Annotated in this window: 24 protein-coding genes; 21 read left to right on the forward strand and 3 right to left on the reverse strand. The window is 71.2% G+C overall.

From position 1 onward, the window contains the following. The first annotated feature begins 1 nt into the window (after position 1). From JWR33_RS05210 to JWR33_RS05235, 6 genes are all read left to right on the forward strand, one after another. Positions 2-526, forward strand: a complete 525-nt coding sequence (locus JWR33_RS05210; protein ID WP_297410020.1) for a single-stranded DNA-binding protein — start codon at positions 2-4, stop codon at positions 524-526. 50 nt (positions 527-576) lie between these two features. Continuing rightward, positions 577-834 (forward strand): 30S ribosomal protein S18, encoded by a 258-nt coding sequence (rpsR, locus tag JWR33_RS05215; RefSeq protein WP_297410021.1) that lies wholly within the window; start codon positions 577-579, stop codon positions 832-834. 8 nt (positions 835-842) lie between these two features. Beyond that, the gene (gene rplI, locus JWR33_RS05220) at positions 843-1295 is read left to right on the forward strand and encodes a 50S ribosomal protein L9 (RefSeq protein ID WP_297410022.1); all 453 of its coding nucleotides are present in this window, start codon (positions 843-845) and stop codon (positions 1293-1295) included. 381 nt (positions 1296-1676) lie between these two features. Further along, positions 1677-3047: a replicative DNA helicase gene (dnaB, locus tag JWR33_RS05225; protein WP_297410023.1), complete on the forward strand. Its 1371-nt coding sequence runs from the start codon at positions 1677-1679 to the stop codon at positions 3045-3047. A 70-nt stretch (positions 3048-3117) separates the two neighbouring features. Further along, positions 3118-3705 carry a hypothetical protein gene (locus JWR33_RS05230; protein WP_297410025.1) on the forward strand — a complete coding sequence of 196 codons (588 nt, stop codon included), beginning with the start codon at positions 3118-3120 and terminating at the stop codon, positions 3703-3705. Then, on the forward strand, positions 3702-3962 hold the full coding sequence (locus JWR33_RS05235; RefSeq protein ID WP_297410026.1) for a hypothetical protein: 261 nt from the start codon (positions 3702-3704) through the stop codon (positions 3960-3962). The genes JWR33_RS05230 and JWR33_RS05235 overlap by 4 nt, the downstream gene beginning before the upstream one ends. A 21-nt stretch (positions 3963-3983) precedes the next feature. On the opposite strand, the gene purB is transcribed toward JWR33_RS05235, so the two are convergent. Then, positions 3984-5366 (reverse strand): adenylosuccinate lyase, encoded by a 1383-nt coding sequence (gene purB, locus JWR33_RS05240; RefSeq protein WP_297410027.1) that lies wholly within the window; start codon positions 5364-5366, stop codon positions 3984-3986. A 186-nt stretch (positions 5367-5552) separates the two neighbouring features. On the opposite strand from purB, the gene JWR33_RS05245 reads away from it, so the two are divergent. Next, complete coding sequence (locus tag JWR33_RS05245) at positions 5553-5762, forward strand: hypothetical protein (protein ID WP_297410028.1); 210 nt, start codon at positions 5553-5555, stop codon at positions 5760-5762. Next, positions 5752-7152: an alpha/beta hydrolase gene (locus JWR33_RS05250; protein ID WP_297410029.1), complete on the forward strand. Its 1401-nt coding sequence runs from the start codon at positions 5752-5754 to the stop codon at positions 7150-7152. The genes JWR33_RS05245 and JWR33_RS05250 overlap by 11 nt, the downstream gene beginning before the upstream one ends. Here JWR33_RS05250 and JWR33_RS05255 read toward each other — a convergent pair. Continuing rightward, positions 7106-7507 (reverse strand): phage holin family protein, encoded by a 402-nt coding sequence (locus JWR33_RS05255; protein ID WP_297410030.1) that lies wholly within the window; start codon positions 7505-7507, stop codon positions 7106-7108. The genes JWR33_RS05250 and JWR33_RS05255 overlap by 47 nt on opposite strands. Positions 7508-7550: 43 nt before the next feature. On the opposite strand from JWR33_RS05255, the gene JWR33_RS05260 reads away from it, so the two are divergent. From JWR33_RS05260 to JWR33_RS05320, 13 genes are all read left to right on the forward strand, one after another. Next, positions 7551-8654 carry a histidinol-phosphate transaminase gene (locus JWR33_RS05260; RefSeq protein ID WP_297410031.1) on the forward strand — a complete coding sequence of 368 codons (1104 nt, stop codon included), beginning with the start codon at positions 7551-7553 and terminating at the stop codon, positions 8652-8654. Positions 8655-8780: 126 nt separating this feature from the next. Further along, on the forward strand, positions 8781-9869 hold the full coding sequence (locus JWR33_RS05265; RefSeq protein ID WP_297410116.1) for a thiamine pyrophosphate-dependent enzyme: 1089 nt from the start codon (positions 8781-8783) through the stop codon (positions 9867-9869). Next, on the forward strand, positions 9866-10840 hold the full coding sequence (locus JWR33_RS05270; RefSeq protein WP_297410033.1) for an alpha-ketoacid dehydrogenase subunit beta: 975 nt from the start codon (positions 9866-9868) through the stop codon (positions 10838-10840). The genes JWR33_RS05265 and JWR33_RS05270 overlap by 4 nt, the downstream gene beginning before the upstream one ends. A 10-nt stretch (positions 10841-10850) precedes the next feature. Then, complete coding sequence (locus JWR33_RS05275; RefSeq protein WP_297410035.1) at positions 10851-12146, forward strand: dihydrolipoamide acetyltransferase family protein; 1296 nt, start codon at positions 10851-10853, stop codon at positions 12144-12146. Positions 12147-12242: 96 nt separating this feature from the next. Next, on the forward strand, positions 12243-13130 hold the full coding sequence (locus tag JWR33_RS05280) for a zinc ABC transporter substrate-binding protein (protein ID WP_297410036.1): 888 nt from the start codon (positions 12243-12245) through the stop codon (positions 13128-13130). Between the two features lie 16 nt (positions 13131-13146). Then, on the forward strand, positions 13147-13950 hold the full coding sequence (locus JWR33_RS05285) for an ATP-binding cassette domain-containing protein (protein WP_366073748.1): 804 nt from the start codon (positions 13147-13149) through the stop codon (positions 13948-13950). Further along, the gene (locus JWR33_RS05290; protein WP_297410037.1) at positions 13950-14825 is read left to right on the forward strand and encodes a metal ABC transporter permease; all 876 of its coding nucleotides are present in this window, start codon (positions 13950-13952) and stop codon (positions 14823-14825) included. Before JWR33_RS05285 ends, JWR33_RS05290 begins: the two co-directional genes overlap by 1 nt. Next, entirely contained in the window at positions 14822-15241 is a 420-nt protein-coding gene (locus JWR33_RS05295; protein ID WP_297410039.1) for a transcriptional repressor, read from the forward strand. The genes JWR33_RS05290 and JWR33_RS05295 overlap by 4 nt, the downstream gene beginning before the upstream one ends. A gap of 123 nt (positions 15242-15364) precedes the next feature. Then, entirely contained in the window at positions 15365-15601 is a 237-nt protein-coding gene (gene rpmB / locus JWR33_RS05300) for a 50S ribosomal protein L28 (RefSeq protein WP_297410040.1), read from the forward strand. Then, positions 15598-15768 (forward strand): 50S ribosomal protein L33, encoded by a 171-nt coding sequence (gene rpmG / locus JWR33_RS05305; protein ID WP_366073768.1) that lies wholly within the window; start codon positions 15598-15600, stop codon positions 15766-15768. Before rpmB ends, rpmG begins: the two co-directional genes overlap by 4 nt. A 2-nt stretch (positions 15769-15770) precedes the next feature. Continuing rightward, on the forward strand, positions 15771-16076 hold the full coding sequence (gene rpsN, locus JWR33_RS05310; protein ID WP_297410043.1) for a 30S ribosomal protein S14: 306 nt from the start codon (positions 15771-15773) through the stop codon (positions 16074-16076). 109 nt (positions 16077-16185) lie between these two features. Beyond that, positions 16186-16467, forward strand: a complete 282-nt coding sequence (locus JWR33_RS05315) for an HU family DNA-binding protein (protein WP_297410045.1) — start codon at positions 16186-16188, stop codon at positions 16465-16467. A 117-nt stretch (positions 16468-16584) separates the two neighbouring features. Beyond that, a complete protein-coding gene (locus JWR33_RS05320) occupies positions 16585-18501 on the forward strand; it encodes a cytochrome c oxidase assembly protein (RefSeq protein WP_297410047.1) in 1917 nt (638 codons plus the stop codon). A gap of 36 nt (positions 18502-18537) precedes the next feature. Here the strand turns inward: JWR33_RS05320 and JWR33_RS05325 are convergent, their stop codons facing one another. Continuing rightward, positions 18538-19548 carry a hypothetical protein gene (locus JWR33_RS05325; protein ID WP_297410049.1) on the reverse strand — a complete coding sequence of 337 codons (1011 nt, stop codon included), beginning with the start codon at positions 19546-19548 and terminating at the stop codon, positions 18538-18540. Positions 19549-19599 lie beyond the last annotated feature (51 nt).

A 19599-nucleotide genomic window follows, 5' to 3' on the forward strand; every position in this document is an offset into this window, starting at 1 on the left:
CGTGGCCGGCGAGACCATCATCACGGTGGTCGGCAACCTCACGGCGGACCCGGAGCTGCGCTACACCCAGGGCGGTCTGGCGGTCGCCAACTTCACCATCGCGTCGACGCCCCGGTCCTTCGACCGGGCGAGCAACGACTGGAAGGACGGCGAAGCGCTGTTCCTCCGGGCGTCCGTCTGGCGCGAGTTCGCCGAGCACGTGGCGGGATCCCTCACCAAGGGGTCTCGCGTCGTGGCGACGGGCCGGCTGAAGCAGCGGTCGTACGAGACGAAGGAGGGCGAGAAGCGCACCTCAATCGAGCTCGAGGTCGATGAGATCGGTCCCTCGCTCCGCTATGCGACCGCGCAGGTCACTCGCTCGTCGAGTGGAGAGCGCGCCGGCGGTGCCGGTGGCGGCGGCGGACGCGGTGTCTCCCAGGGCGGCGGGGGTGGCGGCGACCAGCCGTGGGCACCCAGCGCTCCTGCGGCAGGCGGCGGGGACGTGTGGAACACGCCCGGCTCCTACGACGACGAGACCCCGTTCTGATCCGGGTTCTCCCCCTCCTCCTCTTCCCTCTTCACAGTTAGGACCAACGCATGGCTGGAAAGTCCAGCGGCGATCGCCGCAAGCCTCGCGTCAAGGGCGGCAAGCCTGTCGCCCCCGCAAAGGCCATCCGCGTCGGCGTCATCGACTACAAGGATGTCGCGACGCTCCGCAAGTTCATCTCGGAGCGCGGCAAGATCCGCGCCCGCCGCATCACCGGTGTCTCGGTGCAGGAGCAGCGCCTGATCGCGCGGGCAGTCAAGAACGCCCGCGAGATGGCCCTGCTCCCGTACGCGGGCTCCGGCCGCTAGGAGGCACGATGTCGAAGCTCATCCTCACGTCCGAGGTCTCCGGCCTCGGCGCTCCCGGCGACGTCATCGACGTCAAGCCGGGCTACGCCCGCAACTACCTGATCCCGTCCGGCTTCGCCGTGGCGTGGACCCGTGGTGGCGAGAAGCAGGTGCAGTCCATCAAGGCTGCCCGCTCCGCCCGCGAGCTGGCCACGCTCGAGGAGGCGCAGCACCTCAAGCAGCGTCTCGAGCAGACGCCCGTCACCCTGCAGGTCAAGGCCGGCCAGGGCGGACGCCTGTTCGGCTCGGTCAGCACGTCGGACATCGCGGACGCCGTCGCCGCCGCGGGCCTCGGTGCCATCGACAAGCGGAAGGTCGAGATCTCCTCTGCCATCCGCTCCGTCGGGTCGCACGAGGCGACCGTGCGTCTGCGCGACGACGTCGCGGCGACGATCACCCTGACGGTGGTCGCGGCCAAGTAGCAGCAACGATCAGGCGAAGGCGGTGCGGGAGCGATCCCGTGCCGCCTTCGTCGTTTCCGGACGGTTCTGCGCCGCATGTCAACTCTCGACCAGTGGTTGAGGGCAGTTCTCCCCAGTTCGAGGTGCTCTGCGAGAAACCCCTGATCGCATCGGTATCGGCCGTGCAGGGCGCGGCGTGTCGACTCCTCGACCGCACAGGAAGTGCACACGGGATTCCGGCTTTCCCGCATCTTCTCCACAGAGTTTTGCACAACGGGTAAAACTCCGGCCGGGGTAACGTCAGGCGTCGCCGGGCAGGGGAATCCTCGGTGGTCGCCGGTGTCAGGGGTAGGCACTGGAATGGGAGAGCCGCAGGGCGGCACGGGGTTCGGGGAGGCACGCATGTCCATCGCTCATCTGGGGATCGCGGGCGAGATCACTGGTGACTCGCGCGCCGCCCGGACCCCGCCCCATGACCTGCTTGCCGAGCAGAGCGCCATCGGCGGGATGCTGCTCAGCAAGGACGCCGTCGCCGACGTGCTCGAGGCCTGCAAGGGCGTCGACTTCTACGTGCCGAAGCACGAGGTGATCTTCGACGCGATCCTCAGCCTCTACGCGCACGGTCAGCCCACCGATGTGATCACCGTCACGGACGAGCTCACCAAGGCAGGCGATCTCTCGCGGGCCGGTGGGGCGGACTACCTGCACACCCTCACCAGCATCGTCCCCACCGCGGCCAACGCCGGCTTCTATGCCGAGATCGTGGCGGAGCGCGCCATCCTCCGCAGGCTTGTCGAGGCGGGCACCCGAATCGTGCAGATGGGCTACGCGGCCGAGGGCGAGGTGACCGACCTGGTCAACAACGCGCAGGCGGAGATCTACGGCATCACCCGCGAGAGCGAGGCAGAGGACTACGTGCCGCTCACCGACGCGGTCACGGCGGCGATCGACGAGATCGAGGCCGCCCAGCACCGCGACGGGTCGATGACCGGAGTGCCCACCGGATTCGCCGAGCTCGACGACCTCACGAACGGACTGCACCCGGGACAGATGATCGTGGTCGCCGCCCGCCCCGCGATGGGGAAGTCGACCCTCGCGCTCGACTTCGCCCGCGCCGCGTCGGTGAAGCACAACATGCCGTCGGTGTTCTTCTCGCTGGAGATGGGGCGCAGCGAGATCGCCATGCGCCTGATGTCCGCCGAGGCGGCCATCCCGCTGCAGCACATGCGCAAGGGCACGCTGCAGTCCGACGACTGGACGAAGCTCGCGCAGACCCGGGGCCGCATCAACGATGCGCCCCTCTACATCGACGACAGCCCCAACATGACCCTCGTGGAGATCCGCGCCAAGTGCCGCAGGCTCAAGCAGAAGGTCGGGCTCAAGCTCGTCGTCATCGACTATCTGCAGCTGATGACCTCCGGCAAGCGCGTGGAGTCCCGCCAGCAGGAGGTGTCGGAGTTCTCGCGTGCCCTCAAGCTCCTCGCCAAGGAGCTGCAGGTGCCCGTCATCGCACTGTCCCAGCTGAACCGTGGAGCGGAGCAGCGCTCGGACAAGATGCCGGCCATCTCGGACCTGCGCGAGTCCGGCTCGATCGAGCAGGACGCCGACATGGTGATCCTCCTGCACCGCGAGAGCGCGTACGACAAGGACAGCCCCCGGGCCGGCGAGGCGGACCTGATCGTCGCCAAGCACCGCAACGGCCCCACCCGCACCATCACCGTCGGATTCCACGGGCACTACTCGCGCTTCGTCGACCTCCCGCCCGGGCACTGAGGCGGGCCCTCCAGCGGGGTGGCGTAGGCTGGACAGGTCGCCGGATCGGGCGGCTCCGACCGGAGGCAACATGACGCGCGAGCTCCCCCGTGAGCGGTTGCGCGACTGGACCCTTCCGGTCCTCCGTGGGCTGCTGGCCGGGATCCTGGCGCTCGTGATCACCTTCTCCGCCGATCACACGCCTGCCTTCGGACTGGGGATCTGGGGTTCCTACGCGCTGCTCCAGGGCCTCATGGTCCTCCATGCCGTGCCGCGCAGCTCCGAGGCCCGTGGTTCCGACTCGGCAGCGGCGCTGGGGCTCGCATCCGGCATCGTCGGTCTCGCATCGGGCGTCGCCGCCGGTGCCGTGGTGATCGCCGCGCCCGGAGCGGCGCTGAGCGTGCTGGTGCCCCTGATCGCCGTGTCGGCCGCCGTTCTCGGAGGCATCGAGGTCGCCGCTGGCATCCGATCGGGTCCCGCGGGCCGCGACGCGGTCACCGTCGGGGGTGCCACGGTGCTCCTGGCCGCACTCCTCGCCTTCGTTCCGGCCGGTCCCGTGGTCTGGGTCGGACTCCTCGGCGCCTACGGGGCGGTCGTCGCGGTGTTCCTCCTGATCGCGGGCCTGTCCCTCAAGTGGGACGGCAGCACAGCTCCAGCACGGAAGGTCCCATCGGCGTGAACGCCCAGCCCAGCCGCCGGGAGCGCTTCCGCCCCGCGGAGCTCGTCGGCCTCTCCTTCGGGGTGGCCCTCTTCACCGGCATCGTCGTGCTCGTCACGGCGCGCGACTTCGCGCTCGCCGTCATCTTCTTCGGAATCGCCTTCATCGTCGCGCTCGTGGTGCTGGCGATGCTCGCGCTCGTCACCGGGCCGACCTCGACCGGCGCGCCCTCGGATCCACCCGCGGCGCCGTCCGACTCCGGCCGCCGCAAGGACTGACCGCTCGGGCAGAACGGCCGGTCAGCGGGCGATGAGCCCAACCAGCTCGTCGGCGAGACCGGTGTAGCCGGCCGGCGAGAGTGCGATCAGCCGCGCCTTCGCCGCCGCGGGAAGGTCGAGGCCCTCGACGAACTCCCGGAGTGCGTCGGGGCCGAGCCGGCGGCCGCGGGTGAGCTCCTTGAGCAGCTCGTAGGGGTTCGTGATCGAACTGCGCCCGCCCGCGACCTCCGCGCGGATCACGGTCTGCACCGCCTCGGCGAGGACCTCCCAGTTGCCGTCGAGGTCGGTGGCGAGCCGCTCCTCGTCGAGCGAGATCTCGCCGAGGCCGCGACGGATGTTGTCGAGCGCGAGGAGCGAGTGGCCGAGACCGACGCCGATGTTGCGCTGACTGGTCGAGTCGGTCAGGTCGCGCTGCAGTCGCGTCGTGACCAGGCTGGCCGAGAGTGAGCCGAGCACCGCCGCGGACAGCTCCAGGTTCGCCTCGGCGTTCTCGAACCGGATGGGATTCACCTTGTGCGGCATCGTCGACGATCCCGTCGCTCCCGCCACCGGGATCTGGCGGAAGTAGCCCATCGAGATATAAGTCCACACGTCCGTGCACAGGTTGTGGAGAACTCGGCCGATGTGCACGACGAGGTCGTAGAGCTCCGCCTGCCAGTCGTGCGGCTCGATCTGGGTGGTGAGCGGGTTCCACTCGAGGCCGAGGGAGGAGACGAACTCGCGGGACACGCGCTGCCAGTCGACATCCGGGCCCGCGGCGAGGTGGGCGGCGTACGTCCCCGTCGCTCCGTTGAACTTGCCGAGGTACTCGGCGGAGTCGAGCTTCGCGACCAGCCGGTCCAGTCGCGCGACGAACACCGCCAGTTCGCGGCCCATCGTGGTGGGCGTGGCCGGCTGGCCGTGCGTGCGGGCGAGCATGGGCACCGCACGATGACGGAGGGCGAGCTCGCGGAGCGCATCCACCACCTCCAGCAGGCGCGGGCGCCACACCAGGGTGACCGCGTCGCGCACGGTGAGCGCGTAGGAGAGGTTGTTGATGTCCTCGCTGGTCGCGGCGAAGTGGGTGAGCTCGGCCAGCGCGCCGAGGCCCAGCCGATCCAGCCGGCGGCGGACGAAGTACTCCACCGCCTTCACGTCGTGCCGCGTCGTCGCCTCGAGCTCGGCCAGCTCCGCGATCTCCTCCACGCCGAAGTCGTCGACGGTGCGGCGGAGCGCCGCCGCGGAGTCCGCGGACACAGGCGCCGTGCCGAACATGCCCTCGCCGGTCAGGAGGAGCAGCCACTCGACCTCCACCCTGATGCGCGCCCGGTTGAGGCCGGCCTCGGAGAGGTGCTCCCCCAGTTCCCCCACCGCGGCGCTGTAGCGGCCGTCGAGGGGGCTGAGCGGCTGGAGGGGCAGGGACATGCAGGTTCTCCGATCGGTGCTCCGGCGCCTCGGACGGCGGGACGACTCCTATTCTGGCCGGTTCCCGCGCCGGTTCCCCGCCGGGACCCCGCCGCGGTTCCCCTCCCCACTCCGGTGCGAGCCCGAACGGCACACCGAACGCTCTCTGCCCCGCCCCCATCTGGCCGGGGCAGGGAGGATCCGTCGATGCGATCCGATCCTCTTCCCGGCCCGCTCTGCGCGGCCGTCGAGGGACTCGCGGCCGACCTGCTCACTCTGGTGCCGCGGCTGCACTCCGCGGCCGACTGCTCCTGGCGCTCGCCTGCCGCGGACGTGTTCCGGTCCGCAGTCGACGCCGCGGTCGAGGAGATCCTCGCGCTCACGGCGTCCCTTCGTGCCTTGGCCGATGAGCGATGAGCTCGTCGTCTCGGGCGGCGGCACCATCACCGTCGCCACGGAGGACCTGTTCATGGCGGTCACGACCTGCCGGGCGGTCTCCGCCGCACTCGCCGAGCTGGAGCAGCGTGCCCGCGCCCTCGCCTGGTTCCCGGATGGGCAGCGAGCCGTGGACCTCCTCAGGGTCGCCGGCAGGATCGGCGAGCTGGCCACCCGGCTGGAGGAGCTCGGCGTGCGGCTCGCGAGCGCGGCGGACGCGTACTCCCTCGTCGAACAGGTCGCGACCTCCGCCGCAGCGACCGCCGTGGGGCAGGGAGGCTACTGGGCCGGCCTGCTGGGCCCCGCGATCGTGGCCGCTCTGCCCCCGGCGGTGCTGGTCGGGTCGGTGCTGGCCGGAGGAGTGCTGGTCGCGACGAGCAGGGAGGTCTGGCAGGCCAACCGTGGGGTCCTCCTCTCCGACCCCCGGATCGTGAACCTGGTCCGGCTGGCGGTGGATGGTGCCGACGACGCCGCACGGGGCGCACTGCATGTGCCGTGGCTTCCGTCGCAGCTCGCCGACGACCGGATGACGGGACTGTTCGGCCGGGAGGAGACGGCACAGGGTCTGCTGCTCGGCCTGCAGGCGACCGGAGTGCTGTCCCCGAGCGCGGCGGCCGTCCGTCGGGTCGACACCCGCTCCACCGAGCCGCCGTCCTCCGTCGCCGACCTCGTTCGCCGCATCCCCGGCGGCGGAAAGGACCAGCCGCAGGTCCGGATCGAGCGCTATCCGTCGCAGCAGGGAGACCGTTACGTGGTCTACCTGGGCGGCACCGTCGAGGTGGGACTCGGCGCCGCGGCAGACCCGTGGGACCTCTCCTCCGACCTCGCCGGCATCGCGGGAAGCCGGGCCGACTCTGCGCAGGCCGCAGCCGACGCGATGGCCGCCGCCGGCATCGGGCCCGATGACGGAGTGCTGCTCGTCGGCTACTCGCAGGGCGGGCTCCTGGCATCCCGCCTGGCGAGCGACCCGCGCTTCGCGGTGGCCGGGATCGTCACGGTCGGCTCGCCCGGAGCGTCCATCGACGTTCCGGCGGAGCTCCCGGTGCTGGCGCTCGAGCACAGCGACGACCTGGTGCCGGCACTGAGCGGCGTGCCGAACGCGCGCCCCCGCCCCTCGGCTCAGGTCACGGTCTCCCGCTCCGCCTTCGACGGGCGACCGCCGATCGCGGGCGCGGCGGTGCCGGCGCACTCGCTCGCGCAGTACCGGGTCACCGCGGGACTCGTCGACCACTGCGAGGAGGGGCGGGTCGCGGCCGTGCGGCAGCGGATCCTGGCATTCCTGCCGGCGGGAAGGGGCGAGTCGAGCCGGTGGCGTGCGGAGCGGGTCAGCGGCGACGGCCGCCGGCCAGCGGCCGCAGCACCAGTCCGATGATCCAGTTGAAGATCGCCATCACCAGCGCGGCGAGGACGCCCCACCAGAAGCCGTCCACCTTGAGCCCGAAGCCGAGCAGGTCGCTGATCAGGCCGACGAGGAGGAACAGCAGGCCGTTGACGACGAGGGAGATCAGGCCGAGGGTGAGGATGTAGAGCGGGAACGCGACGATCCTGATCGCGGTGCCGATGACGCCGTTGACGATGCCGAACAGCAGGCCGAGCAGCAGGTAGGTCAGCACCGTCGCCGTGACGTCGCCCACCTCGTAGGAGGTGACCCCGATGCCGGCGACGATCAGGGTCGTGAGCCAGAGGGCGACGGCGTTGCCGACGGCGGACACGACGAACCTGCGCATCCCCCAACTATGGCATCGAGGCCGCGAAATAGGATGGGTGCCCGTGACCGAGCCTCCTCCTCCGCCCGTGCGGCTGCGCCCCGAGATCGTCGCGCTTCCGGCGTACAAGCAGGGGCGCCCTGCGGCCGCCGACGGCTACAAGCTCTCCTCCAACGAGAACCCGTTCCCGCCGCTGCCGGGCGTGCTGGCGGCGGCGGCGGCGGCGGCGAACGACCTCAACCGCTACCCCGACGGCGCCTCGGTGGAGCTCCGGCAGCGCCTCGCCGAGCGGTTCGGCGTCGACCTCGACGAGGTGCACGTCGGCGCGGGCTCGGTGGCCCTGCTCGCCCAGTTCCTCCAGGCGGCAGCCGGTCCGGCCGACGAGGTCGTGTACGCCTGGCGCTCGTTCGAGGCCTACCCCGGCCTCGTCACGGTGACGGGCGCCACAAGCAGGCAGATCCCGCTCCTTCCCGACGGGAGGCACGATCTGCCTGCCATGGCTGCGGCGATCGGCCCGCGCACGCGCGCCGTGCTGGTCTGCTCGCCCAACAATCCGACCGGCACCGTCGTGACCGCCGCCGAGCTCGACGCATTCCTCGCCGCCGTGCCCTCCGACGTGCTCGTGCTGCTCGACGAGGCGTACACCGAGTTCGTCCGGGATCCCGCCGCCGTGGACGGCCGCACGCTGATCGGCCGTTCTCCGAACCTCGTGGTGCTGCGCACCTTCTCGAAGGCGTGGGGCCTGGCCGGGCTGCGGGTCGGCTATGCGATCGGCGCCGCATCGGTGCTCGACGCGGCCCGGGCGACGGCGATACCACTCTCCATCACCGCGGCGGCACAGGTCGCGGCGGTCGCCGCGCTGGACGCCGAGGAGGAGGCGATCGCGCGCGTCGAGCAGATCGTGCTGCGGCGAACCGCCGTGCAGGAGGGGCTCGGCAAGCTGGGCCTCGTCGTCCCCCGCTCGGAGGGCAACTTCGTCTGGCTGGCGCTCGGCGACCGGACCGGCGACGCAGCCGACGTGCTCCATGAGGCGGGCATCAGCGCCCGCGCGTTCCCGGGCGAGGGCATCCGCGTCTCCATCGGTGAGGAAGGCTCGGTGGCTAAGCTCCTAACCGCCGCCGCCGAGATTGTGCGCATCCTCCCCGAGGGCCCGCCGCGAGGCGGATAGATTAGGGCCGGTGCCGACCCCTGACCTCGCTTCCTGCGCGCCTGCCGCCCGCGCGGCGCGAGGACGAAACACGATCGGAGTGTGAGCGTGGCCGACGCCCCCCAGCACGATGCGGTCTCCGTGCAGATGATCTCCCCCGAGGGACGCTTCGAACCGAACGCGGCCGCCGAGGAGTTCCTGCCGTACCTGGATCGACTCGACGAGGACCGCCTGCGCACCTTCTATCGAGACATGGCGGTCATCCGGCGCTTCGATGCCGAGGTGGGTCACCTGCAGCGGCAGGGTCAGCTCGCGCTCTGGGTGCCGAGCCACGGCCAGGAGGCCGCCCAGGTCGGCTCCGGCCATGCCGCCCGGCCGCAGGACTCGATCTTCCCGGCGTACCGCGAGCACGCGGTCGCGAAGATCCGCGGCGTCGACCTGATCGACATCGTGCGGATGCTGCGCGGCCTCACGCACGGTGGCTGGGTGCCGGCGGAGCACGGCAACTTCCACCTCTACACCCTCGTGATCGGCTCGCAGACGCTGCACGCCACCGGCTACGCCATGGGCATCGCCCTCGACGGAGCGCCCACCGGCGATCCGGAGAAGGACGAGGCCGTCATGGTCTACTTCGGTGACGGGGCGACGTCGCAGGGCGACACCAACGAGGCGATGATCTGGGCCGCGAGCTACGCGACGCCTCAGGTGTTCTTCCTGCAGAACAACCACTGGGCCATCTCGGTGCCGGTCAGCCGCCAGTCCCGCACTCCCCTCGTGGACCGGGCCCGCGGGTTCGGACTGCGCTCCACCCGCATCGACGGCAACGACGTGCTCGCGAGCTACGCCGTGACGGCCAAGCAGCTCGACGACGCTCGGGCGGGCCGGGGCCCCGGCTTCATCGAGGCGATGACCTACCGGATCGGGGCGCACACCACCTCCGACGATCCCACCCGCTACCGCGGCGCCGACGAGCTGAAGTTCTGGGAGGCGCGCGATCCGATCACCCGGTACCGCCACCACCTCGAGCAGCGGGAGCTGGCGGATGCAGCCTTCTTCGCGGACGTGGAGTCGGAGGCCGCCGACCTCGCAGCGGACACCCGGCGGCGCACGCTCGCCCTGGGCACGCCCGGCATCGACCTGATCTTCGACAACGTGTACGCGGAGGACCACCCGGTCCCCCGTGAGCAGAAGAAGTGGCTGCAGGACTACGAAGCCGGCTTCGGGGAGGCGCGATGACGACCTGGACGATGGCCAAGGCCCTCAACCGCGGGCTCGAGGCGGCGATGGTCGCCGACGACAAGGTGATCCTGATGGGCGAGGACATCGGCCCGCTCGGCGGCGTCTTCCGCGTGACGGAAGGCCTCTCGGCCCGGTTCGGGACCGACCGGGTGCTCGACACGCCCCTCGGCGAGTCCGGCATCGTCGGCGCGGCCATCGGCCTCGCCATGCGCGGCTACCGGCCCGTGTGCGAGATCCAGTTCGACGGCTTCATCTATCCCGCATTCGACCAGATCACCTCTCAGCTGGCCAAGCTCACGGCCCGGCACGAGGGCTCTGCCCGGTTCCCGATCGTGATCCGGGTGCCCTACGGCGGTCACATCGGCGCCGTCGAGCACCACCAGGAGAGCCCGGAGGCGTACTTCGCGCACACCCCGGGCCTGCGCCTCGTCTCGCCGAGCACGCCGAACGACGCCTACTGGATGATCCAGCAGGCCATCGCCTCCGACGACCCGGTCATGTTCTTCGAGCCGAAGAGCCGCTACTGGCCCAAGGGCGAGGTCGATGAGGGCGAGTCCGCCGCTCCCCTGCACACCACCCGGGTGGTGCGCGGGGGCACCGACGTCACCCTCGTCGGCCACGGGGCGATGGTGAGCGTGCTGCTGCAGGCCGCAGAGGTCGCGGCAGGCGAGGGCACGAGCATCGAGGTCGTCGACCTCCGCTCGCTGTCGCCGGTCGACTACGGACCGCTGCTCAAGTCCGTGGAGAAGACGGGCCGGCTCGTGGTCGCGCAGGAGGCGCCCGGCTTCGCGAGCGTCGGCTCGGAGATCGCGGCCACCATCGCGGAGCGGGCGTTCTACGCGCTCGAGGCCCCGGTGCTGCGCGTCTCGGGCTTCGACGCGCCCTTCCCGCCCGCCAAGCTCGAATCCCTCTACCTTCCCGACGCCGACCGCGTGCTCGATGCGGTCGACCGCGCACTCAACTACTAGGAGGCCGCGGATGAGCACGGCGAAGTTCAACCTGCCCGACGTGGGCGAGGGCCTCACCGAGGCCGAGATCGTGGCGTGGAGGGTCGCCCCCGGCGACACCGTCGAGGTCAACCAGGTGATCGTGGAGATCGAGACCGCCAAGTCCCTCGTCGAGCTCCCCTCCCCCTACGCGGGCGTCGTCAGCGAGCTGCTGGTGGCCGAGGGCGACACCGTCGAGGTGGGCACGCCCATCATCACGGTGACGGCCGAGGGTGCACAGCTCTCCTCCCCGCTCACCACCCCGGCCCAGGCGGCACTGCCCGGCGAGGTGCAGGTGACCGAGGGCAACGAGGACACCCAGCTCGAGTCCGGCAGCGTGCTCGTCGGCTACGGCACGGGCGGCCACGCCGTCACCCGCCGCTCCGGCCGCCGCGCGGCGCCCGCCGCACCGACCGGCCCGCTCGGCGGCACGGTCGTGGCGAAGCCGCCCATCCGCAAGTTCGCCAAGGAGCTCGGCGTCGACCTGGGCACGGTCACCGCGACCGGCTCCCGCGGCGAGGTGACCCGCGACGACGTCATCCGGCACGCCTCCCAGGCCAGCGTGTTCCGCAACATCCAGACCCCGGAGTGGCCGGAGTCGCGCGAGGAGCGCATCCCCGTGAAGGGCGTGCGCAAGGCGATCGCGGCCGCGATGGTGTCCAGCGCGTTCACCGCCCCGCACGTGAGCCTGTTCGTCGACGTCGATGCCAGTCGCACCATGGAGTTCGTCAAGCGTCTGAAGGCCTCCCCCGACTTCGCCGGGGTCAAGGTCTCACCGCTGCTGATCATGGCCAAGGCGATCATCTGGGCCGTCCGGCGCAACCCCACGGTGAACAGCACCTGGACCGACCGCGAGATCATCGTGCACCACTACGTGAACCTCGGGATCGCGGCGGCGACGCCTCGCGGCCTGATCGTGCCGAACGTCAAGGACGCGCAGGACATGTCGCTCCTGACCCTGGCCGCCGCACTGGAGAATCTCACCCTCACCGCCCGTGACGGCAAGACCCAGCCGAGCGACATGGCGGACGGCACCATCACCATCACCAACATCGGCAGCTTCGGCATGGACACGGGGACCCCGATCCTCAACCCGGGCGAGGTCACGATCGTCGCGCTCGGCGCGATCCGGCAGAAGCCGTGGGTGGTGGACGGCGAGGTGCTCCCCCGCTACGTGACGACGATCGGCGCGAGCTTCGATCACCGGATCGTCGACGGGGACGTGGCCAGCAGGTTCGTGGCGGACGTGGCGAGCGTGATGGAAGAGCCGGCGCTGCTCCTCGACTGAGCGACTTTGACAACCATTATCAATAACGGCTAGCGTCGGGACGGCGCGGCTCGCGCCCTCGGCACGTCCGAGCCGTCCCCCTGCACCGAAGGCCGCATGCGCTTCCTCCTGCTCCCCGCCCTCGCGCTCCTGGCGCCGGCGCTGGTGGCCTGCGGTGCGTCACCCGCTGAGAGCGACCCCCGCCCCTCGGTCGTCGCCTCCACCGACGTCTATGCATCCGTGGCCACCGCGATCGGCGGCGACCGGATCCGGGTCACCTCGATCCTCTCCGGCGACAGGGATCCGCACGAGTACCAGGCCTCGGCGCGGGACCTCCTCGCCGTCTCGCGGGCGGACGTGGTGATCCGCAACGGCGGCGGGTACGACTCCTTCCTCGACCCGATGCTCCAGGTGGACACCGATGTGCTCGACACGGCCGCACTGATCGGGTTCGACCCCGAGTCGGAAGGCATCGCCGGCAATGAGCACCTCTGGTACGCCCTGCCCGTCATGGGCGGCGTCGCCGACGCGCTGGCGGAGCAGCTTGCCGACATCGATCCCTCGGGCGCAGAGCTCTACCGGGACAACCTCCTCGCCTTCGACTCCCGCCTTGCCGAGCTCGAGGGGCGGGTCGCCGCGCTGTCGGAGGAGGAGGACCCGGCCTCCGGCGTACTCGTCACGGAGCCGGTGCCGCTCCATCTGCTCGCCGACCTCGGCCTCGAGGACCGCACTCCCCCGCAGTTCTCGCAGGCTGTCGAGGAGGACGGCGACGTCGCTCCCCAGGTGCTCGCCTCTGTGCTCCACCTCGTCCGGGGCGGGAGGCTCGCCTTCCTCGCGTACAACCCGCAGACCGCGACCGCTCAGACCGAGCAGGTGCGGGGGGCGGCGGAGGCGGCCGGTCTCCCGGTGGTCGAGTTCACCGAGACGCTGCCAGCGGGACTGACCTACCTCGACTGGATGAGCGCCAACATCGAGCACGTCGCCTCGGTGCTCGGAGCCGACTGAGGATGCCGGAGCTTCCGTGGTGATACCAAGCGCGGGCTCCCCCGCCCCGGCGCTCGAGCTGTCGGCCGCAACCCTGGAGCTGGGCGGGCGCGTCCTGTGGCGCGACCTGGACCTGCGCCTGGCGCCGGGTGAGTTCCTCGCCGTCCTCGGACCGAACGGCGCGGGCAAGTCCAGCCTGCTGCGCGCCGTCCTGGGCCAGCAGCCCCTCGCATCCGGGGCGGTGCGGGCGCTCGGACGGCCCATCACACGGGGACGGGAGGACATCGGGTACATCCCCCAGCAGCGCCTGTTCGACCGGGACACCGCGCTGCGCACTCGGGACCTCGTCGCGCTGGGGCTCGACGGCACGCGGTTCGGCCCCGGGTGGCCGTCCCGCGGACGGCGGCAGGCGATTGACGCGGCACTGGAGCGGACCGGCCTTCTCGACCGGTCCCGCGCCCCTCTCGGCCTGCTCTCGGGCGGCGAGCAGCAGCGCGCCCGGATCTCCCAGGCCCTCGTCTCCGCGCCGGGCCTGCTGCTCTGCGACGAACCCCTGCTCTCCCTCGACCTTGCGCATCAGCGGGCGGTGAGCGACGCCATCGACGGTCACCGCCGTGAAACCAGCGCGGGAGTCGTCATGGTGACCCACGACATCAACCCGGTCCTCGGCCTGGTCGACAAGGTCCTCTACCTGGCGGCCGGGCGGCACCTCGTGGGACCCCCGACCGACGTGCTGCGCACCGAGGTGCTCAGCGATCTCTACGGCACCCACGTGGACGTGCTGAACGTGCACGGCAGGATCGTCGTGGTGGGCCCGCCCTCCGAGTCGGGATCGCCCTGATGGCCGACTGGATCGCCCAGCTCTGGGGCACGCTCTTCAACTTCGACGACTACGGCGCACTGCTCCTGCTGCTGCGCAACTCGATCCTCGCGGGCGCGGTGCTCGGCGTCGTCGGCGGGCTCGTCGGCTACTTCGTGATGCACCGTGACCTCGCCTTCGCCGTGCACGGCATCAGCGAGCTCTCCTTCGCGGGAGCCTCCGCGGCACTGCTCTTCGGTGCGAACGTGGTCGTGGGGTCTCTCGCCGGGTCGCTGCTCGCTGCCCTCCTGATCGGGGTCCTCGGCACCCGCGCCCGGGAGCGGAACTCCGTGATCGGGGTGGTGATGCCGTTCGGGCTGGGACTCGGGATCCTGTTCCTCGCCCTCTACCAGGGGCGCGCCTCGAACAAGTTCGGCCTGCTGACGGGGCAGATCGTGGCGGTGGACAGCCCGGAGCTGGTGGTGCTGCTCACCGTCTCCGCCGTGGTCCTGGTGGCGCTGGCGGTGCTCTGGCGCCCCCTGCTCTTCGCGAGCGTGGACGAGGACGTCGCCGCCGCGCGCGGGGTGCCGGTCCGGGCGCTCTCCATCGCGTTCCTCCTGCTCCTGGGCCTCGCCACCGCCGTCGCGATCCACATCCTCGGCGCACTGCTCGTGCTCTCGCTGCTGGTGACCCCCGCGGCCGCGGCCATGCGGGTGGCGTCCTCTCCCCCGGTCGTCGTCTCGCTCAGCGTGCTGTTCGCCCTCACGGCGATGGTCGGCGGGATCCTGCTCGCGCTGGGCGCATCCATCCCGATCAGCCCCTACGTGACCACGATCTCGTTCCTTCTCTACCTCGGCTGCCGCATCGTCGGCGCCCGGCGGAGGCCTCGCGGGGCCCGCCTACACTGGGCGCGATGAAGCGCAACACCTGGCAGCGGCAGGCGGTGCGGTCCGCCCTCGGCGAGTCCGCGGGCTTCGTGTCCGCCCAGGAGCTGCACGCCTCCCTGCGCGATGCGGGCTCTCCCATCGGGCTGGCCACCGTCTACCGTGCGCTCGCCGACCTCGCCGTCGAGGGGGACGCCGACTCGCTGCAGTCGGTGGAGGGCGAGAGCCTCTACCGGGCCTGCGCCTCGCCCCGGCATCATCACCACCTCATCTGCCGCAGCTGCGGAACCACGGTCGAGGTGGAGGCGGACGATGTGGAGGAGTGGGCCGCTGCGACCGCCGCGCGGCACGGCTTCACCGAGCCGCGCCATGTCATCGACGTGTTCGGGCTGTGCGCCGCCTGCACCTCAGCGGGGCCGCGTGTTGCGGCGAGCCCCCCGAGTCCGTAGCATTGACGGTCGGCCGTCGGGTCCGAACCGACGGCAGCGCCCCCAGCAGGCTTCTCGCCTACGGGTGTGCGCAGACAAGGGATCTTGGGCGGAGCCGATCGGCTTCGCGGTATTGGAGGAATCATGGCAGCAGTCTGCCAAGTGACCGGAGCGGTTCCCGGCTTCGGACACAACATCTCGCACTCGCACCGCCGCACCAAGCGGCGCTTCGACCCGAACGTGCAGCGGCGCAAGTACTACGTGCCATCGCTCCGGCGCAACATCACGCTGAACGTGAGCGCCAAGGGGATCAAGGTCATTGACGTGCGCGGCATCGAGTCCGTCGTCAAGGACATGCTGGCCCGTGGGGAGAAGATCTGATGGCACGCCAGCAGGACGTCCGCCCGATCATCAAACTCCGTTCCACGGCCGGCACCGGGTACACCTATGTGACCCGCAAGAACCGCCGCAACAACCCCGACCGCATCGTGCTCAAGAAGTACGACCCGGTTATCCGCAAGCACGTCGAATTCCGCGAGGAGCGGTAACTATGGCCAAGAAGAGCAAGATCGCGCGCAACGAGCAGCGCAAGGTGATCGTCGACCGCTGGGCCGCCAAGCGGCTCGAGCTGAAGAAGGCACTCATCGCCCCCACCTCCACCGACGAGCAGCGCGAGGAGGCCCGCCTGGGCCTGCAGAAGATGCCGCGCGACGCATCGCCGGTCCGCCTGCGGAACCGGGACGCCGTCGACGGCCGTCCCCGTGGCAACCTCAGCAAGTTCGGAATCTCCCGTGTGCGTTTCCGCGATATGGCCCATCGGGGCGAATTGCCTGGTATCACGAAGTCAAGCTGGTAAGTTACTGGGCGGTCACGCTTGACCGCCCGGGCTTCCTGCCCCCATCGTGATACACGTCAAACGAAGGCCGTCTTTCCCAGGATGGCGACAGTCCGAGGAGGACACATATATGGCATCCCTGAACCGCACCGATCTCGTCGCCGCTGTGGCTGCTGAGTCCGGCCAGAGCCAGTCCGCAGTCAACGGCGTCCTCGACGCCCTCTTCTCAACCCTGGCCAAGTCGGTCGGCGAGGGCACCAAGGTCACCATCCCGGGTTGGCTCGCAGTCGAGCAGACCTCGCGGGCTGCGCGCACCGGTCGGAACCCGCAGACCGGTGAGCCGATCGAGATCGCCGCGAGCAAGGGCGTCAAGATCAGCGCCGGAAGCAAGCTGAAGGCCGCCGCCAAGTAGCACGAGTGCTCAGAGAGGGGACGCGCGGTTCGCCGCGCGTCCCCTCTCTCGTCTCCCCGGGACTCGACGCTGCCGAACGCGCCGGTCGCCGAGTGGTCGCCGCCTAGGCTTGCGGACGTGGCTTCCGGACCTGCCCCCGCGCGCCCCTCGGGCTATCTGGGCGCCGGCGTCCTCGCCGCCGCGGCCGCACTCACGCTGCTGTTGGCCCTTGCCGTGGGCGGGGGAGCTGCGTCGCTGCTCATCGACGACCCGGGACCCGTCGTGCGCTTCGGACTGCCCGCGGCGCGGCTCCTCGTCGACCTCAGCGTCGCGCTGGCCCTGGGCGCGCTCGTCCTCGTCGCCTTCGCCCTCCCTCCGGGCCCGGTCCTCGGCCGCACGCTGGATCTCGCGGCAGCGGCGGCCGGCGTCTGGACCGTGGCAGCGGCAGTGACCGGGCTCCTCACCTTCCTCAGCGTCACCGCGGTGCCACTGTCCTTCGACGAGCAGTTCAGCGCCCAGCTCGGCTTCTTCCTCACCTCCATCCCCGCGGGACGGTCCTGGCTCGTCACGACCCTGATCGCCGCCTCGGTCACGGTGCTCTGCTTCGCGGTGCGGTCCAGGGGCCCCCTGCTCCTCGTGCTGCTGCTCGCGCTCGGCGGTCTCCTCCCTCTCGCCGAGCAGGGCCACAGCGCCGCTGCCGGCGACCACGACCTGGCAGTTGGCGCTCTCGCCCTGCACCTGGTCTTCGCCGCGGTCTGGCTCGGCGGGCTGCTCTGCCTGATCCTGCTGCGTCCCCGCCTCGAGCGGGCGAGCGTCGCTGCCATCGCCGGCCGGTACTCGTCGATCGCCCTGGTCTGCTTCATCGCGGTGGCGGCATCCGGCTACGTCAGCGCGGAGATCCGGGTCGGCTCCCTCGACCGCCTTGCGACGCCCTATGGCGCGCTGGTGCTCGTCAAGGTCTCCGCCCTCGTCGCGCTCGGCGTCGCCGGCGCGCTCCATCGGCGGTTCGCGCTGCGCCGGCTGAGTGCGGGGGAGGACCGGTCGTTCTGGCGCCTCGTCCTCGGTGAGCTGGTGTTCCTCGGCATCGCGTCGGGCGCCGCGGCGGGGCTCGCGCGCACCGCGTCGCCGGTGAGTGATGACGTGCCCCTGGCCGACTCGTCGCCCTCGGCCATCCTCACAGGGGAACCGCTGCCTGCGCCGATCGGTTTCGGCACCCTGCTCGCCGGGGGACGCCTGGACCTGGCATGGCTGCTCCTCTGCGCATTCGGCGTCGCGTTCTACCTCGCGGGCGTCCTCCGCCTTCGAGGAAGAGGCGAGAGCTGGCCCGCGCAGCGCACCGCCGCGTGGATTCCCGGAATGGTGCTGCTCGCCGCGGTCACGAACGGAGGCATCGCGCTCTACGCCCGGCACCTGTTCAGCGCGACAGCCCTCGGCATGACGATCCTGCTCGTGGCAATTCCGCTCTTCCTCGTCTGCGCACGCCCGCTGGAGCTGCTGAGCCGGGCCGCCGCACCGCGCCCGGACGGCAGCAGGGGGATGCGCGAGTGGGTCGGCCTGGCTCTCGACTCTCCGACCGGGAGGCGGCTGCGCACGCCCGGCTGGGCCGCGCTCACGGTGGGCATCGTCCTCGCACTCTGGGTCTACGGTCCTGCGCTGCGCTGGTCGGTCAGCGAGCAGCTCGGGCGGGAGCTGACGCCGGCGATCGAGCTGACCGCGGGCTGTCTCCTGGTCTCCGCGGCACTTTCCCGGCGCTTCGCGGCGTGGGCACGGGCAGCTGCCGTCGGGGCGGTCGCGCTCGCGTTCGCGGGAGTCGGCATCCTGCTCACCGCGGGGGACTCGCTCCTGCTCGCCGACTGGTTCGGCGCGATGGGCTGGGGGACGAGCGCGATCGCCGACCAGCGGCGGGGCGGGCTCGTGCTCCTTCTCGCGGCCCTGCTCCTCGCCGTGCTTGCCGCTGCGGCCGGGCTCCGCCGCGCGACTCCGCGGCAGCCGCGCGCGAACGCCGGCACCCGTCGGTCACTGCGCGAGCGCGTGCGCCTGGCAGGCAAGGCCTGATCCAGCGCACGATCGGGCGATGGCGGGGGAGCGACGTCAGACCCAGAGGATGTCGAGGCCGCCGTCCGGCCGGATGGTGACCTCGAAGCTCACCGCGAAGCGGACGTCCTGGTCCGCGGACGAGACCGTGCCGTCGAAGAGCGACACCACGTCGGCGCTCAGTCGGGCGACGCCGGACGCCGAAGGGACGCTCCAGACCGGTCCCTCCCGGCTCGGCCGTCCCGGTTGGATCGTCACCTGGGGATAGGAGGCGATCTTCCATGTCGGGGGAGCGAGCACCCGATCCTGCAGGACCTTCCCGAACGGGCACCCGGCCGGCTGGAGCACCTGCTGTCCCGCACACGTATCGAGGAAGTCGTCGACCTCCGCCTGCACGTCCGCCTGGAACCGGTCGTTGGCGCGGACCTTGACGGTGACCGCCGCCTCGGCCGGACTGGTGAGCGACACGCGAACGGGATCGGCCGTGAGGTAGGTGCTGCGGGAATCCGCGACCAGGAGGGCGGGCACCAGCACCGCGACAGCAAGAGCGCCGTCCCCGGTCTCGTCAGGCTTCGCGGTCTGCAGGGCGACGCCGTTGATGCGGAAGTCGGCCGCGTTCCGCACGGTCACGTCCGCCACCGCGACGGGCGACACCGCGAACCGCCAGCCGGCGAACAGCAGGAAGGTCGGGGGCGCGCTCTCGACCACGAACTCGGTCCGCTCGCGGGAGCCGCCGAGCGCATATTCAGCGGTGACTCCCGTGCGACCCTGCCCCAGGTCGCGCTGCCCGACGATCGTGTGCGTGCCGATCGGGCCGAGCGCCGAGCGGCTGAGTGCGGCGTGCGAGACACCGCGCGGGATCTCGACTCCGGGGGTCTCCAGCGCGACGGCGAGGTCCCGACGCTGCAGGGCATCCAGGTACCGGTCGACGAAGCCGCCTGCGCTGTAGACCCCGGCGTTCAGCGCCACGACGACGACGCCGAACGCCAGCGCGGTGGCACCGAGCATCGCGATCCAGCGCCGCACGGGCTCGGATGCGCGCGCGACGGCGCCCTCCGGATCCGCCATGCGGTCATCCTAGGTCGGCAGGACGGGCCGCCCTGTCGGGCGCACCGCGCG

The organism is Naasia sp. (assembly GCF_025465545.1).
In the GTDB taxonomy this organism is placed as follows: domain Bacteria; phylum Actinomycetota; class Actinomycetes; order Actinomycetales; family Microbacteriaceae; genus Naasia.